Source organism: Pararhodobacter zhoushanensis (assembly GCF_025949695.1).
GTDB lineage: Bacteria > Pseudomonadota > Alphaproteobacteria > Rhodobacterales > Rhodobacteraceae > Pararhodobacter > Pararhodobacter zhoushanensis_A.
Map to the genome: position 1 here is coordinate 4,189,317 of NZ_JAPDFL010000001.1, position 19,413 is coordinate 4,208,729.

Below are 19,413 nucleotides of genomic sequence, written 5' to 3' on the forward strand. Positions count from 1 at the left end.
CCCCCGGAATCATCCGGCCGTCCGCACCGCCCGGATCGCGAACACGCAACCATCCGTCGGCAGTTCAGGCACCGTCGCACACAGCCCGCGCGCGATCTGCCACGCCGCCAGCACGCGCGGCACGTAATCGCGGGTCTCGGCGAAGGGTGGCACCCCGCCGTTGCGGCGCACCGCCCCCTCGCCCGCGTTATACCCGGCCAGCGCCAGCACCACATCGCCCCCAAACTCACCCAGCAACCAGTCGAGATAGGCCACCCCGCCACGGATATTCTGCGCCGGGTCGTTGGCATCCTCGACCCCGAACCGCGCCGCCGTTGCCGGGATCAACTGCATCAACCCCTGCGCGCCCGCGTGGCTGATCGCCCCGACCCGCCCCGCCGATTCCACCGAGATCACTGCCAGTGCCAGCGCCGGTGACACGCGGGTGCCCACCGTCGCCAGCAGGATCGGCGCGCTATGGGCCGCCGCGATGTCCTGCAGATGCTGCACGCTGGGCTCGGGCACCCGCGCGTCCTCGGGCGCATCGCGCAGCGCAGCCATCGCGGTCAGAAAACGCCCCTCGCCCTGATCGAGATTGGGCGAGACGCTCTCCCAGAACCACGCAAACCTTGCGCCATCCGGTCCCGCCGCCGGCAGCGGCTGCGCGGCACGCGCGATCAGCGGGGCCACCGGCGCAGGCGGTGCGAGGCGGCGCGCCTGCTCTTCGGGATCGACCTGCACGGTAATGCGCGGCCCGTCCGACGGCGGCGCGACCCCGATACGGCGAAAGGTAAAGTCATCAGCCACGGCCGCGCTGGCCACGACAAAGCAGAGCGCCCCGGTCAGGGCCGCCGCACATCGCGCAGGGAAAATGGGCAAGCTGCTCGGCATGGCCCCGGTTTCTTGGTCTTGTTGTGATCACGGTGCCAGAAAACCGCTGGTTTCGCAAATCTTTGCTGCTCAAGCGCCGGTTCGCACCTTAAAGCGCAAGATCATGGTGGCCAGAGGTGATTGTGCTCGGGTCCAACGGATGCCGCCCGCGCGGAAACGGCTTCGCATCCCGGCGACTCGCGCGCCCGGACACGTCGGGCAACGCCCATCCCCTGAGTCGTCGCAAAGGCGTTCGTTGCCAAAAATGACCTAAAGCGCCCGATAGCTCCACAAGGTTTCCATAGACGCATCAAGTCACAAGAAAGCACCCAGAATGCCTTACTTCCGTTGCATTTGACCCATTTTGCCGCCGCGTTGCGCCCCGATAACAGCCTTGTCGAAACGGTGAGCGGTCAAAAACCCTCAACCTCCCGCGCTCCGGTCCGACACGTTGACAACGAAGTTTGAACCCCGGAGAAACGCATGACCTTCCTGAACAAAATCAAAACCTTTGCCGCCAACGAATCCGGTGCCGTCACCGTTGATTGGGTCGTTCTGACCGCCGCGATCGTCGGCCTGGGCCTGGCCGTCATCTCGTCGGTGCGTACCGGCGTTGGTTCGCTCGCGACCGACATCTCGAACTCGCTGAGCTCGGCCTCGGTTGCCTCGCTGGGTACGCTGGGCGTCAGCCAGTAACAACCACCCCACCGCCGAATGAAAAATGGCCGCTCCATTGGAGCGGCCATTTTGCATTTTATCCCCCGCGCCGAACACAAAGGACTTGAGTCGCACACCCCGCCTGAACCAGATGACCAACCGCAGTCAAACAGTCTGTTCAGGGTCAATAATCGCCACAATCCACTGTCGTTTCCATAACACTAACAATTCACATTAATGGACCAACATTGCCTTTCTTCTGACACTTTACGCCCCTTTTGCCGCCCCGTTGCGCCGCGATAACGGCCTTGTCGAAACGGAGAGCGGTCAAAACCCCTCAACAACCCGAACTCCTGAACGGCACGTCGACCCCTGCATCACCCTTGTTGCTTTAATCCTGGAGTCTGCCATGACCGTCCTGAACAAAATCAAAGCCTTTGCCGCCAACGAATCCGGTGCCGTCACCGTCGATTGGGTTGTCCTGACCGCCGCCATCGTCGGCCTGGGTCTGGCCGTTGTGACCTCGGTGCGTACCGGCGTTGGCTCGCTGGCCACGGAGATCTCCGATCAGCTGGGCTCGGCTTCGGTTGCCTCGCTGGGCACGCTGGGCGTCAGCCAGTAATCCTCTGCCAGCAACCTGTTAAAAACGGCCGTTCCTGGGAGCGGCCGTTTTTCTATTGCGCCGCCAGCGCTGCCTAATTGCGGTCACATGCGCCGGATAGACGCGAAGCCCCGGCAGATTGGGTCAAAGACCTGTCACGAATGCGAACCCTCTCGAGCATATTGTGAGAAAGCTTGGACAATAATCCGACGAAAAGGCTTACCATCCCTAAAACGGCACCAATCCACACAATAGCCTCCTGATTGCCTTATTTTTGCCGCCCGAAGCGCACGCAAGCACCGCGAAGTCAGGTCACAAGCATTGTGCCGACACTGAGCGCCGCCAAACACCCACCCAACTGGCGCTCACCATCGCGGCACGAGCCCTTGTTTCCATCCTGCGTCTGGAGAGTCTCATGACATTCCCAAATAGCCCCGCGCCCGTCAACGACGGTGCCCAGGGCCCGGACGCGATGATCGCGGAACCATTGGGCTAACCACCCCGACAGGGCCGCCCGGCGGCTCTTGAAACTTTTATCGACTTTTCCGGACTGTTTCCGTTTCCGGACACGGTGTTGCCCAGATCACCAAACACACTGGCAACATGTGCAAAGAGACCGGGACCGCGGTCTACGTGGTATCGGCTGGCGTACAGGAGCAAACCATGCGTGGTGTACAGATCGCAATCCTTGGAATCGGACTCGCTCTGGCGGGGTTCGGCGTCTACATGGCGCAAAGCTATGTGGCGCAAACGCAGCAGGCCCTTGTGGCCGCGCAAGCGCGCGGCGCAGCGCAGGCCCCTAGCACCCCGACTGTCACTGTGATGGTTACCACCCGCCCGCTGCGCTATGGCGAGCCGATCACGGAAGCAGCCGTGCGCGCCATTCAATGGCCCGCCGACGCCGTGCCTCCGGGCGCGCTGCAGCGGATGGAAGACGCGATCCCCGACCCTACCCGCCCCCGCGTCGCCCTGCGCGCCATGGAACCGATGGAGCCATTGCTGGCCGTCAAGGTCAGCGAACCCGGCCAGCCCGCCGGCATCACGGCCATGCTGACACCGGGCATGCGCGCCTTTACCATCCGGGTTGACCAGAACAGCGGCATTTCGGGCACCCTGCGGCCCTCGGATGCCATCGACATCTACTGGACCGGTCGCGGTTCCGATCAGGGTGAGGTTACGCGCCTGCTCGCCAGCGGCGTGCGGATCATCGCGCTGGATGAGAACGGCGATCAGGATCGCAGCTTCAACGGCATCCCGCGCTCGGTCACCATCGAGGCAGAACCGGAAATCATCGCGACGATGGCGCAAGGCCAGTCAACCGGCCGCCTGTCGCTGTCGCTGGTCGGTCTGGATGACACCACCCCGGTGGACCAGTTCCAGGTCGATGCCCGCAGCCTGCTGGGTCAGGAAGCCCAGGTCGTGCTCGAACAGCAGCGCTGTTCGGTCCGCACGCGCCGCGGTTCGGATGTCGTGATGATCGAGATCCCCTGCACCAACTGACGCGACGCCCTTGCGACCAAAGCGCCACACCCGCCCCCCAAATCTGGGGGTTTTGGTGTTTTTGACGCCAAACCTTGCGGACAGTTTTCTGAAATCACACGAAAAAGACGCCGCAAACAATTGAAACTTGCAATAAAAACAGGATTCAAGCATTCTTGCGCCAAGGGGGTCCGTCAGATGACCCACCATTCGTGATCAAGAGGCAGGGTCACATGACCAGAAAGAGCAGCATCGCGTTTGCGGTGGCGCTGGCCCTGACCGGGCTGGGGCACTTCCCATTTACGACTCAGGCGGCATTCGCACAGGCCCTTCGCGTCACCTCGGGTGGCAGGGGAGAGACGCTTGCCGTCGCGATGAACCGGGCGGTCGTCGTTGAAAGCGACACGCCGTTTGTCGAATTGTCGATTGCCAATCCCGGCATCGCCGATATCTCGACACTATCGGACCGGTCGATCTATGTGCTGGGCAAGGCGCCCGGCCGCACCACGCTGACGATTCTGGGGGCCAATGGCCAGCTGATCGCCAATGTCGAAGTGCAGGTCACCCCCGATGTCGCCGAATTCCGCGAGCGGCTGCGGCAGATCCTGCCCGCCGAGCCGATCGAAGTCCGCACCGCAAACGATGGCATTGTCATGTCGGGCGTTGTGTCCTCGGGCGCCCGGCTGGACGCCGCGATGCAGCTTGCCGAACGCTATGCACCGGGCCGCGTGTCGAACCTGATGAGCGTCGGCGGCACCCAGCAAGTCATGCTGCGCGTACGCTTTTCCGAAGTGCAGCGCGGCGCGGCGCAGAACCTTGCCGCCAGTCTGGCGATTGGTCAGGGCGGCACCGTGCTGGGCAGTGGCAGGGTCAATACGCCAGCCTTGGCGAATTCCGTTCTGGGTGGCAGTCCGATTGCCGTCGGGGCGAATTCGGAACCTCGAGGCTTTATCTCCGGCGGTTTCAACATTGGCGCCGTGCAGTTTCAGGTCATGCTGGAAGCGATGGAAACCAACGGCCTGGCCCGCACCTTGTCGGAACCCAGCCTGACCGCCCTGTCGGGTCAAGAAGCGCATTTCCTGGCCGGCGGCGAAGTTCCCGTGCCGGTGGTCGGCGCATCCGGCACCGTGACCGTCGACTACCGCCCCTTTGGCGTCGAGCTGACCTTCACGCCGCGCGTTGTCGATGGCGACGTGATCAACCTGACCATGGATGCCTCGGTGTCCAGCCTCGACAGCGCGGCGTCGACGACAACCAATGGCGTGACCATCCCGGGTTTCAGCCGCCGCCAGACCTCGACCACGGTCGAGTTGCGCGACGGGCAGAGCTTTGCCATTGCCGGGCTGTTGCAGGATGACTTTCAGGGCAACACCGCGCAGGTGCCGTGGCTGGGGGATATCCCCGTGCTGGGCGCTCTGTTCCGCAGCGCCGACTACCAACGCAACCAGAGCGAGCTGATGATCTTCGTCACCGCGCATCTGGTCACGCCGACCCGGGGCGAGGCCCTGCTGTTGCCGACCGACCGCGTGCGCCTGCCCAACCAGGGGCAACTGTTCCTGAACGGTCAGTTGACCGGTGGCAGCGGTGGTGCCTCGGAAGTGTCGCGGCAGGATTTCCGTGGCGGCTATGGCTATGTGATGGAGTAAGCGATGAAACATCTGACCCAAGCCCCCTCTCCCTGTCACGCCGCAGCCTGTTGCTGGCGCTTGGCGGGACGGCGCTGACGGCTTGCAGCAGCGGATCTTTGACCTCGGAAGTGGGCAGCAATGTCGATGAAGGGGCCTTTGGCAACCCGACAGCGCATAACCTGCTGATCATGACCGGGCAGCTGGACTATGCCGTCGATCTGGCCGAGCGGTTCGAGCGCGAAGTGCCCAGCACCGTGAATTTCGCCTTCGACAGCGCGCAGTTGGACGGCGAGGCGCAGGTGACCCTGCGGCGGCAGGCAGCGTGGATCCGGCAGTTCCCCGAAGTGCGCTTCCGCGTCTTTGGCAATACCGATCTGGTCGGCTCTGAAGCCTATAACCGCGGTCTTGGCCTGCGCCGGGCGCGCGCTGTTGTCGCGTTCCTGATCCGCAACGGGGTGAGTCGCAGCCGGGTCGAGGCCGTCGCCTCGAACGGCGAAACGCAGCCGCTGATCCCGACACAAAACCGCGAGCGTCAGAACCGCCGCGCGGTCACGCAGGTTTCGGGCTTTGTGCAGGATCATCCGTTGATCCTGAACGGTGAATATGCGCTGATCGTCCACCGCGAATATGTGCAAAGCGCCACGCGCGACCCTGCTATCCCCTGATATCTCCTGCCGGAACCCAAGTCTGGCACCCCGCGCAGCGCCCTGCCCCGTCACCGGTGGCAGGGCGTTTGCTTTGGTGACCATCAGCCCGACAATTACGGTTTTTTAGCCCCATTATTGCCAAGATTACCAACGAGATTGAGGTCTCGGGGCCCGCCTGTGTTTGCGGGTGCCTGTGTGACCGCCAGAGTACCATTCGCCTGTGAACCGCGGGCCCCGGAGGACAATGAACATGTCGAGCGCAACGACCAGCAGCAAGCACATGGCCCCGATCCGGGCCTGCACCGTCTCTCGGGACGTGCAGAACTTCGATCTGCTGATCGAGGATATGGAAATGGAACTGGGCGAAAGCTGGGGCGATCTGACCTTTCCCAGCGCGTTGAAATACCTCGACCAAAGCGAAGCCAGATCGTTGGAATTTATCGCCATCGCGCTGGACGACGACGATGAAGCGAACCTTTCGATGGTCGAAACGGTGATCCTGCGCGCCAACACGCTCAACATCCGCGTCCTGCTCATCGCCGAAGAACTGGGCCCGACCGCCCTGCACCGGCTGCTGCGGCTGGGGGCCAGCGATTTCGTCCCCTACCCGCTGCCCGAAGGGGCGCTGCATGATGCCATCAAACGCCTGCGCCAGCCGGCGATTGACGTCGCCAACATCTCGCCGCAGTCGCGTCTTCAGCCGATGGCCAACCAGACCATGGGGTCGGTCTATGCCGTGCAGCCGCTGGCCGGTGGTTCGGGCGCGACAACCTTTGCCGTGAACCTCGCTTGGGAGATCGCCAATTCCGGCAAATCCGCGCCTTCGGTCTGCCTGCTGGATTTCGACCTGCAAACTGGCTCGATTGCGACCTATCTTGACCTCGCGCGGACCGAGAAAGTTTACGAATTGCTGTCAAACACGGCCGTGATGGACCGTGACTTTTTCATGAACACGCTGCAAACCTTCAACGACAAGCTGAAGGTGCTGACCGCTGCCGCCGACATGCTGCCGCTGGATCTGATCACCCCCGACGATATCGAGCGGGTGTTGACCATGGCACGCGCAAACTTTGACGTGGTGATCGTGGATATGCCCGGCACGGTCGTGCAATGGACCGAAACCGTCCTGAACGAGGCGGATCTCGTACTTCACCACGATGGAGCTGGACATGCGCTCGGCGCAGAACGCCCTGCGTCTGATCCGCGCCCTGAAGGCCGAGGATCTGCCGCTGTCAAAGCTGCGCTATGTGCTGAACCGCGCGCCGAAGTTTACCGACCTTTCCGGCAAGGCCCGCGCCAAGCGCATGGCCGAAAGTCTGGATATCGAATTTGAACTGATGCTTCCCGATGGCACGACGCAAGTCACCCATGCCAACGACCATGGGCTGCCGCTGGCTGAAATCTCGCCGAAGAATCCGCTGCTCAAGGAAATTCGCAAGCTCGCCGCCAGCATCGCTGCATCAAACCGCGACGAAAGCCGCGCCGCCGCCTGAGGAGGGTGACATGTTTTCGCGCTATCGCAAGGATACCACGACCACGGGGGCCGCTGCGCCCGATCTCGCGGGCTGTGCCGGTTCATGGCATTGCCCAGGTCTCGGCGTCGACCGCGCCTGAACTGAAACCACTGCCGCGCCCCACGGCGCCCCGGCCCAGCTTCAAGGGCTCGGCCGCCGCGTCCATCGCGGCGCAGCCTGCCACCAACGACAAGGACCGCCGCCGCAAGCAGCGCATTCTTGAGGTAAAGTCCGAGCTGCACACCCGGCTTCTGGACAACCTGAATCTGGCGGCGCTGGACACCGCGTCCGAAGCGGAATTGCGCGCCGAGATCGCCGCCATTTCGGCTGAGGCGCTGAGCGAGATCAACTTTGCCCTGACCAGCGAAGAGCGTCTGTCACTGAATCAGGATCTCTACTTTGAGGTCCGCGGCCTTGGTCCGCTGGAACCGCTGCTCAAGGACGATACGGTCAACGATATTCTGGTGAACGGCCCCAATCGCGTGTTCATCGAACGCGATGGCAAGCTGCAACTGACCGATGTGACCTTCAAGGATGAGCGTCACCTGCTGCGCATCATCGACAAGATCGTGTCCGCCGTGGGCCGCCGCGTCGACGAATCGAACCCCTATGTCGACGCCCGTCTGGCCGATGGCTCGCGCTTCAACGCGATGGTGCCGCCGGTGGCGGTGGATGGGTCGCTGGTATCCATCCGTAAATTCAAGAAGGAAAAGCTGGGCATCAATGATCTGGTGAATTTCGGCGCTTTTTCCGAAGAGATGGCGATGTATCTCGAAGCGGCGGTTGCCACGCGCCTCAACGTGATCGTCTCAGGCGGGACGGGTTCAGGGAAGACCACCACGCTGAACGCGCTTTCGTCCTTTATCGACAACGCCGAACGCATCCTGACCATTGAAGATACCGCCGAACTTCAGCTGCAACAGGTCCACGTCGGCCGCATGGAATCGCGCCCGCCCAACGTTGAGGGCAAGGGCGCGGTGACCCAGCGCGATTGCCTGCGCAACGCGCTGCGGATGCGGCCTGATCGCATCATCGTCGGCGAAACGCGCGGCGAGGAAGTGATCGACATGCTGCAGGCCATGAACACCGGCCACGACGGCTCGATGACCACGATCCACGCCAACTCGGCCCGCGACGGCATCAGCCGTCTGGAAAACATGGTCGCCATGGCCGGGATCGAGATGCCGCTCAAAGCTGTGCGCAGCCAGATCGCCAGCGCCGTCAACCTGATCGTGCAGGCCTCGCGCCTGCAGGACGGTTCGCGCCGGATGGTGTCGATCACCGAGGTGACCGGCATGGAAGGCGACATCATCACCATGCAGGAAGTGTTCCGCTTTGAACGCACGGGGCTGGAGCCGGATGGCAAGATCCTGGGCCATTTCACCGGCTGCGGGCTGCGCTCGCATTACGCCGACCGCTTCCGCCGCTGGGGCTATGACCTGCCCTCCAGCCTGTATGACGTCGCTCAGGCGCAAAAGGGGTGATCTGAGATGACCATCTCACCAATCTTAATCATCTATATCGCGATCTTCGCCGGCATTCTGATGCTGGTCGAGGCGATCTATCTCATGGTCTTTGGCCGCTCGATCCGTTTGGGCAGCCGGATGAATCGACGGCTTGAGATGCTGGACGCCAACACCAACCGGGCCGAGGTCATCGACCGGCTGCGCAAGGAAGCGAACCAGCACTCGAAATCGACAGCGATCCCCTTTTATTCGCTGCTCGCGGAAAAGGCCGAAAAGGGCAAGATCGCCTTTTCGCCGCTGATGCTGATCCTGATCATGATTCTGGTGTCGACCGTCGCCTTTCTGGCCTTGTCGCTGTTCACCGGCGCGCCGGTGGCGGTGCGTGCCGGTGTCGGGGCGGCGATGGGGATCGGCGGCGTGTGGTTCTGGGTCTCGGGCAAGGCGAAGAAGCGCTTTGGGCTGATTGAAGAACAGCTGCCGGACGCCATCGACCTGATCGTGCGCGGTCTTCGCGTCGGCCACCCCTTCGTGCACGCGCTGGCCGCTGCCGCCAAGGAAATCCCCGATCCGCTGGGCACCGAACTGGGCCTGATTGCCGACGAAGCCGCCTATGGCCGCGACATGGGCGAGGCGTTGCTGGCCTTTGCCGAACGGATGGACATGCAGGATCTGCGGTTTCTGGCTGTGTCGGTGACCATTCAGGCGCAATCGGGCGGCAATCTGGCCGAAATCCTCGATGGTCTGTCCAAGGTCGTGCGCGCTCGATTCAAGCTGTTCCGCCGCGTCCGCGCCATCACCGCCGAGGCGAAATGGTCCGGCATGTTCCTGTCGGCCTTCCCCATCGGGGCTATGATCATGATCAGCGTGATCAAGCCCGACTACTACGATGAGGTCAAGGAAACCGCCTTGTTCATCCCGACCGCGCTGGTGGTGCTGGCCTTTCTGGTCATCAACGTCCTGTACATGCGCAAGATGGTCAACATTCAGGTGTAAAGGGTTACCAAGATGAGTGCCAATCTGCTGTCCCTGCCTGTCATCATCGCGCTCTGCGTGGCCGGGGGTGTGACGCTGGTTCTGCTGATGCTGATGGGCCGTGGCGATTCAAAGCCGGACCCGCTGGCCAAGCTCAAAGAGCAGTCGCGCCGCGGACCCGGCACCGACCGCACCACCCTGTCGCGCCGGGCCTCCAGCGACGAGACAGCGCTGAACAAACGGCTTGAGCGGTACAAATCCTTTCTGGAACCGACCGACGAATCCGAAATGGGTGATGCCAAGCTGAAGATGATTCAGGCTGGCTATCTGGGCCGTAACGCCGTGCGCGATTTTCACGCCGCCAAGCTGATCATGGGCATGGGCGGGCTGCTGATCGGTCTGGTCTATATTCTGGTGTTCCCCCCCAATGAGGGTGCCTCGGTCTTTGCCACGGCAATGCCGGTGCTGGTCCCCACCCTGCTGGGCTATTACGCGCCGATCTACTGGGTGAACAAACGCCAGCAAGAGCGGCAGGAACAGATCACCCGTGGCTTTCCCGATCTCGCTGGACATGCTGCTGATCTGCACCGAAGCCGGGCAATCCATGGACCAGTCCATCGCCCGCGTCGCCAAGGAACTGCGCGCAGGCTACCCTGCGCTGGCCGATGAATTCGACACCGTCTCGCATGAGGTGAAGGCGGGCAAGGACCGGCTTGAGGTGCTCAAGGACATGGGCATCCGCTGCGGCAACGCCGATATCCGCTCGTTCGTGACGGTGCTGGTGCAATCGGCGACCTATGGCACCTCGGTCGCCGATGCGCTGCGGGTCTATGCGGCTGAAATGCGTGACAAGCGTGTGATGCTGGCCGAAGAGAAAGCCAACGTCTTGCCGACGAAGCTGACACTGGGCACAATGATGTTCACGGTGCCGCCGTTGCTGATCATCCTGATCGGCCCGTCGGTCCACGGGGTCATTACCATGCTTGCGACGGCTGATTTCGGTTTATGATAAAAATCTTCGGGCTGGCGGCGCTGGTTGCGCTGTCCGCCTGCCAATCCAGCGGCGGCTTTTCGCCCGATGGTCTGCCCGGCCGCGCCGCAAGCGCGGCCGAGGACGTTGACGGGCTGATCGTCGGCCACCGGCTAATGGAGGGGGGCGAATACGAACTGGCGCTCAGGGCCTATTACCGCTCAATGGGCGAACAGGGGCCGACGGTGGACGCGTTGTCCGCCATCGGGTCGGCGAACCTGCATCTGGGGCGTCTGGGTCAGGCCGACCAGATGTTCCGCCGCGCCATCGAATTCGACCCCGAGTTTGTTCCAGCCATCAACAATCTGGGCGTCGTCATGGTCGAGCGGGCGGACTGGGGACAGGCGGCGCATTTGTTCCGCACGGCCTTTGCGCTGGACTCGGGTCGCTCTGAAGAAATCCGTCAGAACCTGCGGCTTGCTCTCGCAAATCTCGAAAATTCAAGCTATACTGACGAAAATAACAATAATAATTTCGCTCTGGTCAGACGCGGGAATGGACGCTTCCTCCTCCTCGCCACGCCCTGAGCATCGAGCAGTGAAGAAGGACAGATCATGCGCAAGGTGTGGATAGCACCATTGTGCCTTGCGGGCCTCAGCCTGCTGGGCGCCTGTGGCGAGTCGATGCATGCCCAAACGGCCCGCGCCATCGACAGTGTGGCCGCGATTGATCAGGAAAACATGGCCGAGATGATGCTCGCCGTCTCTGATCCGCGCGAGGCCGTCGATTATTTCACCGCACAGTCGCAGCAATTCCCCGACCGGGTGATCTTTCGCCGGGGCTTGGGCAAGTCGCTGATGCGCGCCGGTCAGGCCGAAGCCTCTATCCCGGTTTGGCAGCAGGTGCTCGAACACCCCGAGGCTACCCTCGATGACCGCATCGACACCGCCGAGGCCTATATCCGCGCCAACCAATGGCCGCAGGCCGAGGCGATGCTCAACAGCGTCCCGCCCACCCATGAAACCTATGGCCGCTACCGGCTTGAGGCCATGGTCGCCGACAGCCGCCAGCAATGGGACCGCGCCGACAGCTTCTATGAAATCGCCGCCGGCCTGACGCCGACGCCGGCGGGCGTGCTGAACAACTGGGGCTTTTCCAAGCTGACGCGCGGCGATTATCGCGGCGCGGAACGCCTGTTCACCGACGCGCTGCGTCAGGATGGCAGCCTGTTCACCGCCAAGAACAACCTCGTTCTGGCCCGCGCCGCCCAGCGCAATTATGAACTGCCGCTGATCGAGATGACACAGACCGAACGCGCCGAGTTGCTGCACACCATGGCGCTGGCCGCGATCCGGCAGGGCGACGTCCAGACCGGGCGCGCGCTGCTGCAAGACGCGATCGCAACCCATCCGCAGCATTTCGAGGCCGCGGCAAACGCCCTCGCCGCGCTGCAATAAGGGGGGCGCATGCTCACGCAATCTGCCCCGGCCGCGCTCTGGCTGCTGATTTTCTCAACGCCCGTCGCCCTGTATGTCGCCTGGAGCGACCTCAAAGCGATGCGTATTCCCAATCTGGCCGTGCTGGCGCTTGTCGCCGTCTATGCCGTGGTCGGCGCGCTGACCCTGCCTTTCGTTGACTGGGCGTGGTCCTGGCTGCATCTGGTCGTTGTTCTGGTGATCGGTTTCGTGCTCAGCCTGACCGGCTGGTTCGGCGCCGGTGACGCCAAATTCGCCGCCGCGATGGCGCCCTTTATCGCCCTCGGCGATGTGCGCAGCTTTCTGGTGCTGCTCTGCGCTGTCAGCATCGCCGCGCTGATCGTCCACCGTGTGATGCGGGTGATCCCGGCCATCCGCCGCGCCACGCCCGACTGGGCCAGCTGGGAGCGCCGCGAATTTCCCTATGGGCTGGCTTTGGGGCCCGCGTTAATCTTTTATCTGGCTTTGGCGAGCATGCATGGAAGCTGACGCCGCGATCTGAGGCCCGCCCATGAACGACGCACCCGCCCTGTCCCGCATCCCCCCGCCGCCGCCGCCCGCGACGCTGGAGGAGACGGGCCTGCCGCTTACCCTGATGGGCGACATCCTGCTCAAGACCATGTTCCGCATGTCGCTGACCCATGTGTCGGATGTCTCGCGGATCATTTGCCTGTCCTTTGCCCAGACCCAACAGCTGATCGACACCGCCCGCGCCGAACGTCTGGTCGAGGCGATGGGCACCTTGCAGGCGACCGCCACCTCGACCGAGATGGGCTATCAGCTGACCGACGCCGGACGCCAGCGCGCCCAGCAGGCACTGGCGATCTCGGAATACTACGGCGCGATGCCCGTCCCGCTTGAGAGCTATGGCGAACAGGTGCGCCGCCAGTCGATCCGCAAGGTCAAGATCACCCGCGAGCAACTGACCGCCGCCATGGGCGATCTGATCCTGCCAGAAGGGCTGCTGGGCGATCTGGGCCCCGCTGTGACATCGGGGCGCTCGATCCTGATGTATGGCCCGCCGGGCAATGGAAAATCGTCGATCTCGAACGGGATCCGTGATGCCTTGGGCGACACCATCTACGTGCCCAGTGCCGTCGTGCATTCCGGTCAGGTGATCGCGGTCTATGACCCCATCGTCCACCGCAAGGTCGCCCCCAACAACGCCAGCACCGGAACCTCGCTGCGGCTGCACGGCCAGCGCCATGACCCGCGCTATCAACTGTGCGAGCGCCCGACCGTGATTACCGGCGGCGAACTGCGGCTCGATATGCTCGAGCTGAAATACAATGCCGCCTCGCGCACCTATCAGGCCCCGCTGCAGTTCAAGGCGATGGGGGGCGTGTTCATCGTCGACGACCTTGGCCGGCAAGAAGAGCCGCCGCAGGCGCTGGTCAACCGCTGGATCGTCCCGCTTGAGATGAACTATGACATTCTCACGCTCATTTCCGGCGAGAAGTTCATCGTGCCGTTTGACACGCTGGTCATTTTCTCCACCAACTTTCATCCCAATACGATCTTCGATACGGCCGCGCTGCGCCGGATCTTTTTCAAGATCAAGATCGACGGGCCGAACCAGGCCGACTTTCTCAAGATCTTTGCGCTGGTCGCCCGCAAGCGGCGTATTCCGCTGAACGAAGACGCGCTGATCCACCTGTTGCAGACCAAGTATCCCACCATCGACAACGTCTATGCGAACTACCAGCCGGTGTTCCTGATCGACCAGATGATCGCGATTTGTGACTACGAGGGGCGCCCCTATCACATGTCGCCCGAACTGATCGACCGCGCCTGGTCGAACATGTTCGTCAAGGATGAGGAAATCGTCCGCTAAGCCGCGCGTGACGTAACGATCCTTCTGCGGGGTGTTGGCCTGCGCCCCGCTTCGCGCTTTGCTGGCGCGCAACAGGGAGGGACCTCATGGACGATTTCACCGCGATCGAGGCCGCAGCGCGCGCAAGCTTCGCCAGACAGACAATGATGCAGACCATGGGGGCGGTTCTCGTCGACGCGAGCCCCGGCCGCTGCGTGATCCGCGCCCCCATTGCGCCGCATCTCAAACAGCAGCATGGCGCGGCGCATGCCGGGCTGGCCTTCACCATCGGCGATACCGCAGCGGGCTATGCCGCGCTGACGCTGATGGGGCTGGAGACCGACGTGATGACGGTCGAGATGAAGATCAACCTGCTCTCGCCTGCCGTCGGCGACGTGCTTGAGGCCGTCGGCACTGTCGAGCGCGCGGGCAAGCGGCTTACGGTCGTGCGGGCCGAGGTGTTCGCGCTGACCGGCGACAGCCGCAAATCCATCGCGCTGTTGCAGGGCACGATGATCCCGGTTGCACACCGGGCTTGATCGGCTGCGCGGATCTCTTTATATAACACGAATGCTATATAACGAATCACGCACATGACTGCCCCCCTGCCCGCCACCTTCGCGGCGCTCGCCGATCCAACCCGCCTGTCGATCCTCAACCGGCTGGCGCAGGGCGAAGCGACGGTCAACGATCTGGCCGCGCTGTTCCCGATCAGCCAACCCGCCGTCTCGCGCCATCTCAAGGTGCTGGAAGAGGCCGGCCTGATCGAGCGCCGCATCGACGGAACCCGGCGTCCCTGCCGGTTGAACCCGCAGGCTCTGGCCCCGGTGCGCGGCTGGATCAGCGAGCTTGAGCGCGTGATGGAGATGAATTTCGCGCGACTTGACGCGCTGTTGGCCACCCCGGAAAGGACCGACAATGCCCCTGACACTTGACAGAACCAGCCCGACCATCGCCACCGTGACCCGGCATTTCGCTGCGCCGCCAGCCCGTGTCTGGGCCGCGCATACCGAACCCGCGCTGCTGCGCCAATGGCTGGTTGGGCCGGACGGCTGGGTGATGAGCCGCTGCGAGGTCGATATGCGCCCCGGCGGCAGCCTGCGCTACGACTGGCGCTCTGCCGACGGGGCGCACGGGTTCCACCTGACCGCCGACGTGCTCGAGGTCGAGGCCCCGCACCGTATCCTGCATGTCGAACGCATGTTTCTGCCCGACCAGACGCCCGACAACACCGTTGAAACCCGGTTCATCGCCGATGGCACCGGCACCCGGATGGTCATGACGATGACGGTCGATACCGCCGAAACCATGGACGCGATGCTCGCCACCGGCATGGCCGACGGGATGGAAGCCAGCTATGCCCGGCTGGAGCGCGCGTCTCTGGCGGCGTGAGTGTGAAGGTGGGATGAAATCCCACCCTACGCGCGCCGTCCCGTAGGGTGGGGTTTCACCCCACCCACCTCAACCGCTCACGCCGTCAGTCCCTGCGGTTCGGCCAATCCGTTCGCCCGGCACGTTGCCGTCAGCGTATTGGCCAGCAGGCAGGCAATCGTCATCGGCCCCACCCCGCCCGGCACCGGGGTGATCGCCCCGGCCACGGCCGCCGCACTGGCAAACGCGACATCGCCGACCAGCGTCTTCTTGCCGTCCCGCTCGATGCGGTTGATGCCCACGTCGACCACGGTTGCGCCCGGCTTGATCCAGTCGCCGGGGATCATCTCGGGCCGACCGACCGCCGCCACCAGAATATCCGCGCCCCGGCAGACCTCGGCCAGATCCTTGGTCCGGCTATGCGCAATCGTCACCGTGCAGCTGTCGCCCAGCAGCAGTTGGGCCATCGGCTTGCCAACGATGTTCGACCGGCCCACGACCACCGCATTCAGGCCCGACAGCGAGCCAAGCTGCGCCCGCAACATCATCAGGCAACCCAGCGGCGTGCAGGGCACCATCGACTTCTGCCCGGTGCCCAGCAGCCCGACATTCGAGATATGAAACCCGTCCACATCCTTGGCCGGGTCGATGGAATTGATCACCAGATCGCTGTCCAGATGATCCGGCAGCGGCAATTGCACCAGAATGCCATTCACCGCCGGATCGGCGTTCAACTGCGCGATCAGCGCCAGCAGATCCGCTTCGGCCGTATCGGCGGGCAGCTTGTGCTCGGTCGAGTTCATCCCGACTTCGGTCGTCTGCTTGCCTTTGGAGCGGACATAAACCTCGGACGCCGGGTCTTCGCCGACCAGCACCACAGCCAGACCCGGGGTCAGCCCGTGATCGGCCTTGAGCCGCGCAACATGGTCGGCCACCTGCGCGCGCACTGTCGCCGCAAAGGCTTTCCCGTCGATGATGGTGGCGCTCATGCGTCCCTCCCGTTCTGTCCCGAGACCCGCGCTTCGCGCGCGATCCGTTGTTCGATCATCACCCGCGCCATCGCCCCGGCGATATCGGGGACAAAGCCGGTGACCTCGGCCCGCGTGCGGACCCGGTCCACCACCGCCTGCATGCGGGACGGCGCGGCGGCGGCAATCCCCTCGCGGGCCTTCAGGACCGCCACCCGGTCGACAAAGGTCAGCCGCGCGGCCAGAATTCCGATCAGCCGGTCGCAAAGCGCGTCACTGCAGGCGCGAAGCCCGGCCCTCGTCTGCACGGCCTCGGGCAGCGGCAGCGCCTCAGACATCGGTCAGCGCGTATTCGGCGCGGTAATGCGCCATTTGCATCCGGGTCGCCAGAACGGCGTTCTTCATCAGCGTCGCCACGGTCACCGGCCCCACCCCGCCCGGCACCGGGGTCAGCCACCCGGCAACCTTGGCGCAGCTGTCGAAATCGGCGTCGCCGACCGTCTTGCCATCGACCCGGTTGATGCCGATGTCGATCAGCGCCGCGCCGGGTTTGAGCATGTCACCCGTCACCAGCCCCGGCTTGCCCACTGCCACGAACACCGCATCCGCCGCGCGTGAGTGCATGGCGACCGAGCGGGTCATGTGGTGGCAGACGGTGACCGTGGCGCCCAGGCTCATCAGCAGAAAGGCGATGGGTTTGCCGACGATCTCGGAATGGCCGATGACGGTGACATCCAGCCCTTCGATCTTCAGCGGCAGGGTCTTGAGGATCTCGACCGCCGCGACAGCGGTACAGGGGCCGAGGGCAAGGTCGTTATAGACGATGTTGCCGATGGAGGCGGGGTGCATCCCTTCGACATCCTTCAGGGGATGCACGGCCTTTTGCAGCGTTTTCACCGGGATATGCGCGGGCAGCGGGCGCTGGATGATGATGCCGTTGACGCGCGGATCGGCGTTCAGGCCCTGCAGCACCCCAACCAGTTGTTCCATCGAGATCGTCTCGGGGTAAGTGCGCGCCTCGAATTCGACCCCCGCGTTCTCGGCGGTGCGCTGCTGGTTACGCACATAGACCTCGGACGCCGCGCCATCGCCGACGGTGATCGACACCAGCCGGGGCTGCCAGCCCAGAGCGGCCAGCTCGGCGGCTTCGGCAGCAGTCTCGGTGCGCATCCTGGCGGCGATGGCCTTGCCGTCGATCAGGGCTGCCCGGATCCCGTCAGTTTTCATCTGCTATCCTCAAAGTTAAGCGCCGGGCGGGGGCCGCCCCTGCCCGGCTGGTGGGGTGTGGGGGCTCAGAACAGCCCCTCGACAAAGCCGTCTGCATTGATACCGATGGTTTCCGCCGCCGGTTTGCGCGGCAGGCCCGGCATGGTCATGATCTCGCCGCAGATCGCCACGATGAACCCGGCCCCTGCCGACAGGCGCACCTCGCGCACCGGGATCGAGTGCCCGGTCGGCGCGCCGCGCACGTTGGGGTCGGTGGTAAAGGAATACTGCGTCTTGGCCATGCAGACCGGCAGATGGCCATAGCCCGCCGCCTCCCACGTCTTGAGCTGGTTGCGCACCGAGGTATCGGCGATCACCCCATCGGCGCGGTAGATGCGCTTGGCGATGGTCTCGATCTTGTCCATCAGGCTCATGTCGTCGGGATAGAGCGGCGCGAAATTGGCCACGCCCGTCTCGGCCATCGCCACGACCTTGTGCGCGAGGTCTTCCATCCCGGCCGAGCCATCGGCCCAATGGGTGCACACGATCGCCTCGGCCCCCTGCGTGGCGACGAAATCCTTGATCGCCTGCAGCTCGGCCTCGGTGTCGGAATGGAAATGGTTGATTGCCACCACCACCGGCACGCCGAAACTTTTCACATTCTCAAGGTGACGGCCCAGATTGGCGCAGCCCTTCTCCACCGCCTCGACGCTCTCTACCCCCAGATCGGCGCGCGCGACGCCGCCGTTCATCTTCATCGCCCGCACCGTGGCGACAAGGACGGCGGCGGCGGGCGTCAGACCGGCCTTGCGGCATTTGATGTCGAAGAACTTCTCGGCCCCCAGATCGGCGCCAAACCCGGCTTCGGTCACGACATAGTCGCCCAGCTTCAGCGCCGTGCGCGTGGCAATGGCCGAATTGCAGCCATGCGCGATATTGGCGAACGGTCCGCCGTGGACGAAGGCCGGGTTGTTCTCAAGCGTCTGCACCAGATTGGGCTGCATCGCGTCTTTCAGCAGCACCGTCATCGCGCCATCGGCCTTGATGTCGCGGCAGGTGATCGGCGTGCGGTCGCGGGTATAGGCGATGACGATATTGCCCAGACGGCGCTGCAGATCGGCCAGATCGCGGGCCAGACAGAGGATCGCCATGACCTCGGACGCGACGGTGATATCAAAGCCGGTCTGGCGCGGAAAGCCGTTGGACACGCCGCCAAGGCTGGTCACCACATCGCGCAGCGCGCGGTCGTTCATGTCCATCACCCGGCGCCACATCACGCGGCGCTCGTCAATCTCCAACCCGTTGCCCCAGTAGATATGGTTGTCGATCATCGCGCTGAGCAGGTTATGCGCGCTGGTGATCGCATGAAAATCGCCGGTGAAATGCAGGTTCATTTCTTCCATCGGCACAACCTGCGCATGGCCGCCGCCCGCAGCCCCGCCCTTCATGCCGAAGTTCGGGCCAAGGCTGGCCTCGCGGATGCAGATCACCGTCTTCTTGCCGATCCGGTTCAGCCCGTCACCCAGCCCCACCGTGGTGGTCGTCTTGCCCTCACCGGCCGGGGTCGGGGTGATCGCCGTCACAAGGATCAGCTTGCCATCGGGGCGATCCGCCAGGCCGTTGATGAAGCTCTGGCTGACTTTCGCCTTGTCGTGGCCATAGGGCAGAAGATCGGCCGCGGGGATCCCCAGCGCTTCGCCAATCTCAAGGATCGGCTTTTTGTGAGCCGCGCGCGCAATTTCGATGTCGGTCTTGAAGGTCATGAACACTGTCTCCCCTTCTGCGTCGTGGCTCACC

At 63.7% G+C, this 19,413-nt stretch carries 21 protein-coding genes and 1 pseudogene; 17 read left to right on the top strand and 5 right to left on the bottom strand.

The features are described 5' to 3' along the window. Positions 1-9 precede the first annotated feature (9 nt). Complete coding sequence (locus tag OKW52_RS20905; RefSeq protein WP_264507422.1) at positions 10-870, bottom strand: lytic transglycosylase domain-containing protein; 861 nt, start codon at positions 868-870, stop codon at positions 10-12. Positions 871-1,332: 462 nt separating this feature from the next. On the opposite strand from OKW52_RS20905, the gene OKW52_RS20910 reads away from it, so the two are divergent. From OKW52_RS20910 to OKW52_RS20985, 17 genes and pseudogenes are all read left to right on the top strand, one after another. Further along, positions 1,333-1,545 (top strand): hypothetical protein, encoded by a 213-nt coding sequence (locus OKW52_RS20910; protein WP_264507423.1) that lies wholly within the window; start codon positions 1,333-1,335, stop codon positions 1,543-1,545. A gap of 370 nt (positions 1,546-1,915) precedes the next feature. Next, positions 1,916-2,128, top strand: a complete 213-nt coding sequence (locus tag OKW52_RS20915; RefSeq protein ID WP_127105349.1) for a hypothetical protein — start codon at positions 1,916-1,918, stop codon at positions 2,126-2,128. A 642-nt stretch (positions 2,129-2,770) separates the two neighbouring features. Further along, a complete protein-coding gene (gene cpaB / locus OKW52_RS20920; protein ID WP_264507424.1) occupies positions 2,771-3,607 on the top strand; it encodes a Flp pilus assembly protein CpaB in 837 nt (278 codons plus the stop codon). Between the two features lie 212 nt (positions 3,608-3,819). Beyond that, entirely contained in the window at positions 3,820-5,232 is a 1,413-nt protein-coding gene (locus OKW52_RS20925) for a type II and III secretion system protein family protein (RefSeq protein ID WP_264507425.1), read from the top strand. 98 nt (positions 5,233-5,330) lie between these two features. After that, complete coding sequence (locus OKW52_RS20930) at positions 5,331-5,879, top strand: OmpA family protein (protein WP_264507426.1); 549 nt, start codon at positions 5,331-5,333, stop codon at positions 5,877-5,879. A gap of 232 nt (positions 5,880-6,111) precedes the next feature. Then, positions 6,112-7,354: pseudogene (locus OKW52_RS20935) on the top strand (AAA family ATPase). A 74-nt stretch (positions 7,355-7,428) separates the two neighbouring features. Continuing rightward, complete coding sequence (locus OKW52_RS20940; RefSeq protein WP_264507427.1) at positions 7,429-8,859, top strand: CpaF family protein; 1,431 nt, start codon at positions 7,429-7,431, stop codon at positions 8,857-8,859. A gap of 6 nt (positions 8,860-8,865) precedes the next feature. Then, complete coding sequence (locus OKW52_RS20945; RefSeq protein WP_264507428.1) at positions 8,866-9,834, top strand: type II secretion system F family protein; 969 nt, start codon at positions 8,866-8,868, stop codon at positions 9,832-9,834. Positions 9,835-9,846: 12 nt separating this feature from the next. Continuing rightward, a complete protein-coding gene (locus OKW52_RS20950; RefSeq protein ID WP_319800490.1) occupies positions 9,847-10,482 on the top strand; it encodes a hypothetical protein in 636 nt (211 codons plus the stop codon). After that, positions 10,418-10,822 carry a type II secretion system F family protein gene (locus OKW52_RS23265; protein WP_319800491.1) on the top strand — a complete coding sequence of 135 codons (405 nt, stop codon included), beginning with the start codon at positions 10,418-10,420 and terminating at the stop codon, positions 10,820-10,822. The genes OKW52_RS20950 and OKW52_RS23265 overlap by 65 nt, the downstream gene beginning before the upstream one ends. Beyond that, positions 10,819-11,370, top strand: a complete 552-nt coding sequence (locus tag OKW52_RS20955; RefSeq protein WP_264507429.1) for a tetratricopeptide repeat protein — start codon at positions 10,819-10,821, stop codon at positions 11,368-11,370. Before OKW52_RS23265 ends, OKW52_RS20955 begins: the two co-directional genes overlap by 4 nt. A gap of 27 nt (positions 11,371-11,397) precedes the next feature. After that, positions 11,398-12,240: a tetratricopeptide repeat protein gene (locus OKW52_RS20960; protein WP_264507430.1), complete on the top strand. Its 843-nt coding sequence runs from the start codon at positions 11,398-11,400 to the stop codon at positions 12,238-12,240. A 9-nt stretch (positions 12,241-12,249) separates the two neighbouring features. Continuing rightward, on the top strand, positions 12,250-12,747 hold the full coding sequence (locus OKW52_RS20965) for an A24 family peptidase (RefSeq protein ID WP_264507431.1): 498 nt from the start codon (positions 12,250-12,252) through the stop codon (positions 12,745-12,747). A 22-nt stretch (positions 12,748-12,769) separates the two neighbouring features. Beyond that, entirely contained in the window at positions 12,770-14,092 is a 1,323-nt protein-coding gene (locus OKW52_RS20970; protein WP_264507432.1) for an ATPase, read from the top strand. Positions 14,093-14,178: 86 nt separating this feature from the next. After that, entirely contained in the window at positions 14,179-14,610 is a 432-nt protein-coding gene (locus OKW52_RS20975; RefSeq protein ID WP_264507433.1) for a PaaI family thioesterase, read from the top strand. Positions 14,611-14,664: 54 nt separating this feature from the next. Further along, complete coding sequence (locus OKW52_RS20980; RefSeq protein WP_127109425.1) at positions 14,665-15,006, top strand: ArsR/SmtB family transcription factor; 342 nt, start codon at positions 14,665-14,667, stop codon at positions 15,004-15,006. Further along, positions 14,990-15,463, top strand: coding sequence for an SRPBCC domain-containing protein (locus OKW52_RS20985; protein WP_264507434.1), 474 nt, complete (start codon positions 14,990-14,992; stop codon positions 15,461-15,463). The genes OKW52_RS20980 and OKW52_RS20985 overlap by 17 nt, the downstream gene beginning before the upstream one ends. A 77-nt stretch (positions 15,464-15,540) precedes the next feature. On the opposite strand, the gene folD is transcribed toward OKW52_RS20985, so the two are convergent. From folD to OKW52_RS21005, 4 genes are all read right to left on the bottom strand, one after another. Continuing rightward, on the bottom strand, positions 15,541-16,431 hold the full coding sequence (gene folD, locus OKW52_RS20990; protein WP_264507435.1) for a bifunctional methylenetetrahydrofolate dehydrogenase/methenyltetrahydrofolate cyclohydrolase FolD: 891 nt from the start codon (positions 16,429-16,431) through the stop codon (positions 15,541-15,543). Further along, entirely contained in the window at positions 16,428-16,748 is a 321-nt protein-coding gene (locus tag OKW52_RS20995) for a chorismate mutase (RefSeq protein WP_264507436.1), read from the bottom strand. Before OKW52_RS20995 ends, folD begins: the two co-directional genes overlap by 4 nt. Then, positions 16,741-17,637, bottom strand: a complete 897-nt coding sequence (locus OKW52_RS21000; protein ID WP_264507437.1) for a bifunctional 5,10-methylenetetrahydrofolate dehydrogenase/5,10-methenyltetrahydrofolate cyclohydrolase — start codon at positions 17,635-17,637, stop codon at positions 16,741-16,743. The genes OKW52_RS20995 and OKW52_RS21000 overlap by 8 nt, the downstream gene beginning before the upstream one ends. Positions 17,638-17,702: 65 nt before the next feature. Then, positions 17,703-19,379 carry a formate--tetrahydrofolate ligase gene (locus OKW52_RS21005; protein ID WP_264507438.1) on the bottom strand — a complete coding sequence of 559 codons (1,677 nt, stop codon included), beginning with the start codon at positions 19,377-19,379 and terminating at the stop codon, positions 17,703-17,705. Between the last annotated feature and the right edge of the window lie 34 nt (positions 19,380-19,413).

Coding starts and splice junctions, on each gene's coding strand:
- OKW52_RS20905 (WP_264507422.1), bottom strand. CDS start 870: ATGCCGAGCAGCTTGCCCATTTTCCCTGCGCGATGTGCGGCGGCCCTG.
- OKW52_RS20910 (WP_264507423.1), top strand. CDS start 1,333: ATGACCTTCCTGAACAAAATCAAAACCTTTGCCGCCAACGAATCCGGT.
- OKW52_RS20915 (WP_127105349.1), top strand. CDS start 1,916: ATGACCGTCCTGAACAAAATCAAAGCCTTTGCCGCCAACGAATCCGGT.
- cpaB (WP_264507424.1), top strand. CDS start 2,771: ATGCGTGGTGTACAGATCGCAATCCTTGGAATCGGACTCGCTCTGGCG.
- OKW52_RS20925 (WP_264507425.1), top strand. CDS start 3,820: ATGACCAGAAAGAGCAGCATCGCGTTTGCGGTGGCGCTGGCCCTGACC.
- OKW52_RS20945 (WP_264507428.1), top strand. CDS start 8,866: ATGACCATCTCACCAATCTTAATCATCTATATCGCGATCTTCGCCGGC.
- OKW52_RS20950 (WP_319800490.1), top strand. CDS start 9,847: ATGAGTGCCAATCTGCTGTCCCTGCCTGTCATCATCGCGCTCTGCGTG.
- OKW52_RS23265 (WP_319800491.1), top strand. CDS start 10,418: ATGGACCAGTCCATCGCCCGCGTCGCCAAGGAACTGCGCGCAGGCTAC.
- OKW52_RS20955 (WP_264507429.1), top strand. CDS start 10,819: ATGATAAAAATCTTCGGGCTGGCGGCGCTGGTTGCGCTGTCCGCCTGC.
- OKW52_RS20960 (WP_264507430.1), top strand. CDS start 11,398: ATGCGCAAGGTGTGGATAGCACCATTGTGCCTTGCGGGCCTCAGCCTG.
- OKW52_RS20965 (WP_264507431.1), top strand. CDS start 12,250: ATGCTCACGCAATCTGCCCCGGCCGCGCTCTGGCTGCTGATTTTCTCA.
- OKW52_RS20970 (WP_264507432.1), top strand. CDS start 12,770: ATGAACGACGCACCCGCCCTGTCCCGCATCCCCCCGCCGCCGCCGCCC.
- OKW52_RS20975 (WP_264507433.1), top strand. CDS start 14,179: ATGGACGATTTCACCGCGATCGAGGCCGCAGCGCGCGCAAGCTTCGCC.
- OKW52_RS20980 (WP_127109425.1), top strand. CDS start 14,665: ATGACTGCCCCCCTGCCCGCCACCTTCGCGGCGCTCGCCGATCCAACC.
- OKW52_RS20985 (WP_264507434.1), top strand. CDS start 14,990: ATGCCCCTGACACTTGACAGAACCAGCCCGACCATCGCCACCGTGACC.
- folD (WP_264507435.1), bottom strand. CDS start 16,431: ATGAGCGCCACCATCATCGACGGGAAAGCCTTTGCGGCGACAGTGCGC.
- OKW52_RS20995 (WP_264507436.1), bottom strand. CDS start 16,748: ATGTCTGAGGCGCTGCCGCTGCCCGAGGCCGTGCAGACGAGGGCCGGG.
- OKW52_RS21000 (WP_264507437.1), bottom strand. CDS start 17,637: ATGAAAACTGACGGGATCCGGGCAGCCCTGATCGACGGCAAGGCCATC.
- OKW52_RS21005 (WP_264507438.1), bottom strand. CDS start 19,379: ATGACCTTCAAGACCGACATCGAAATTGCGCGCGCGGCTCACAAAAAG.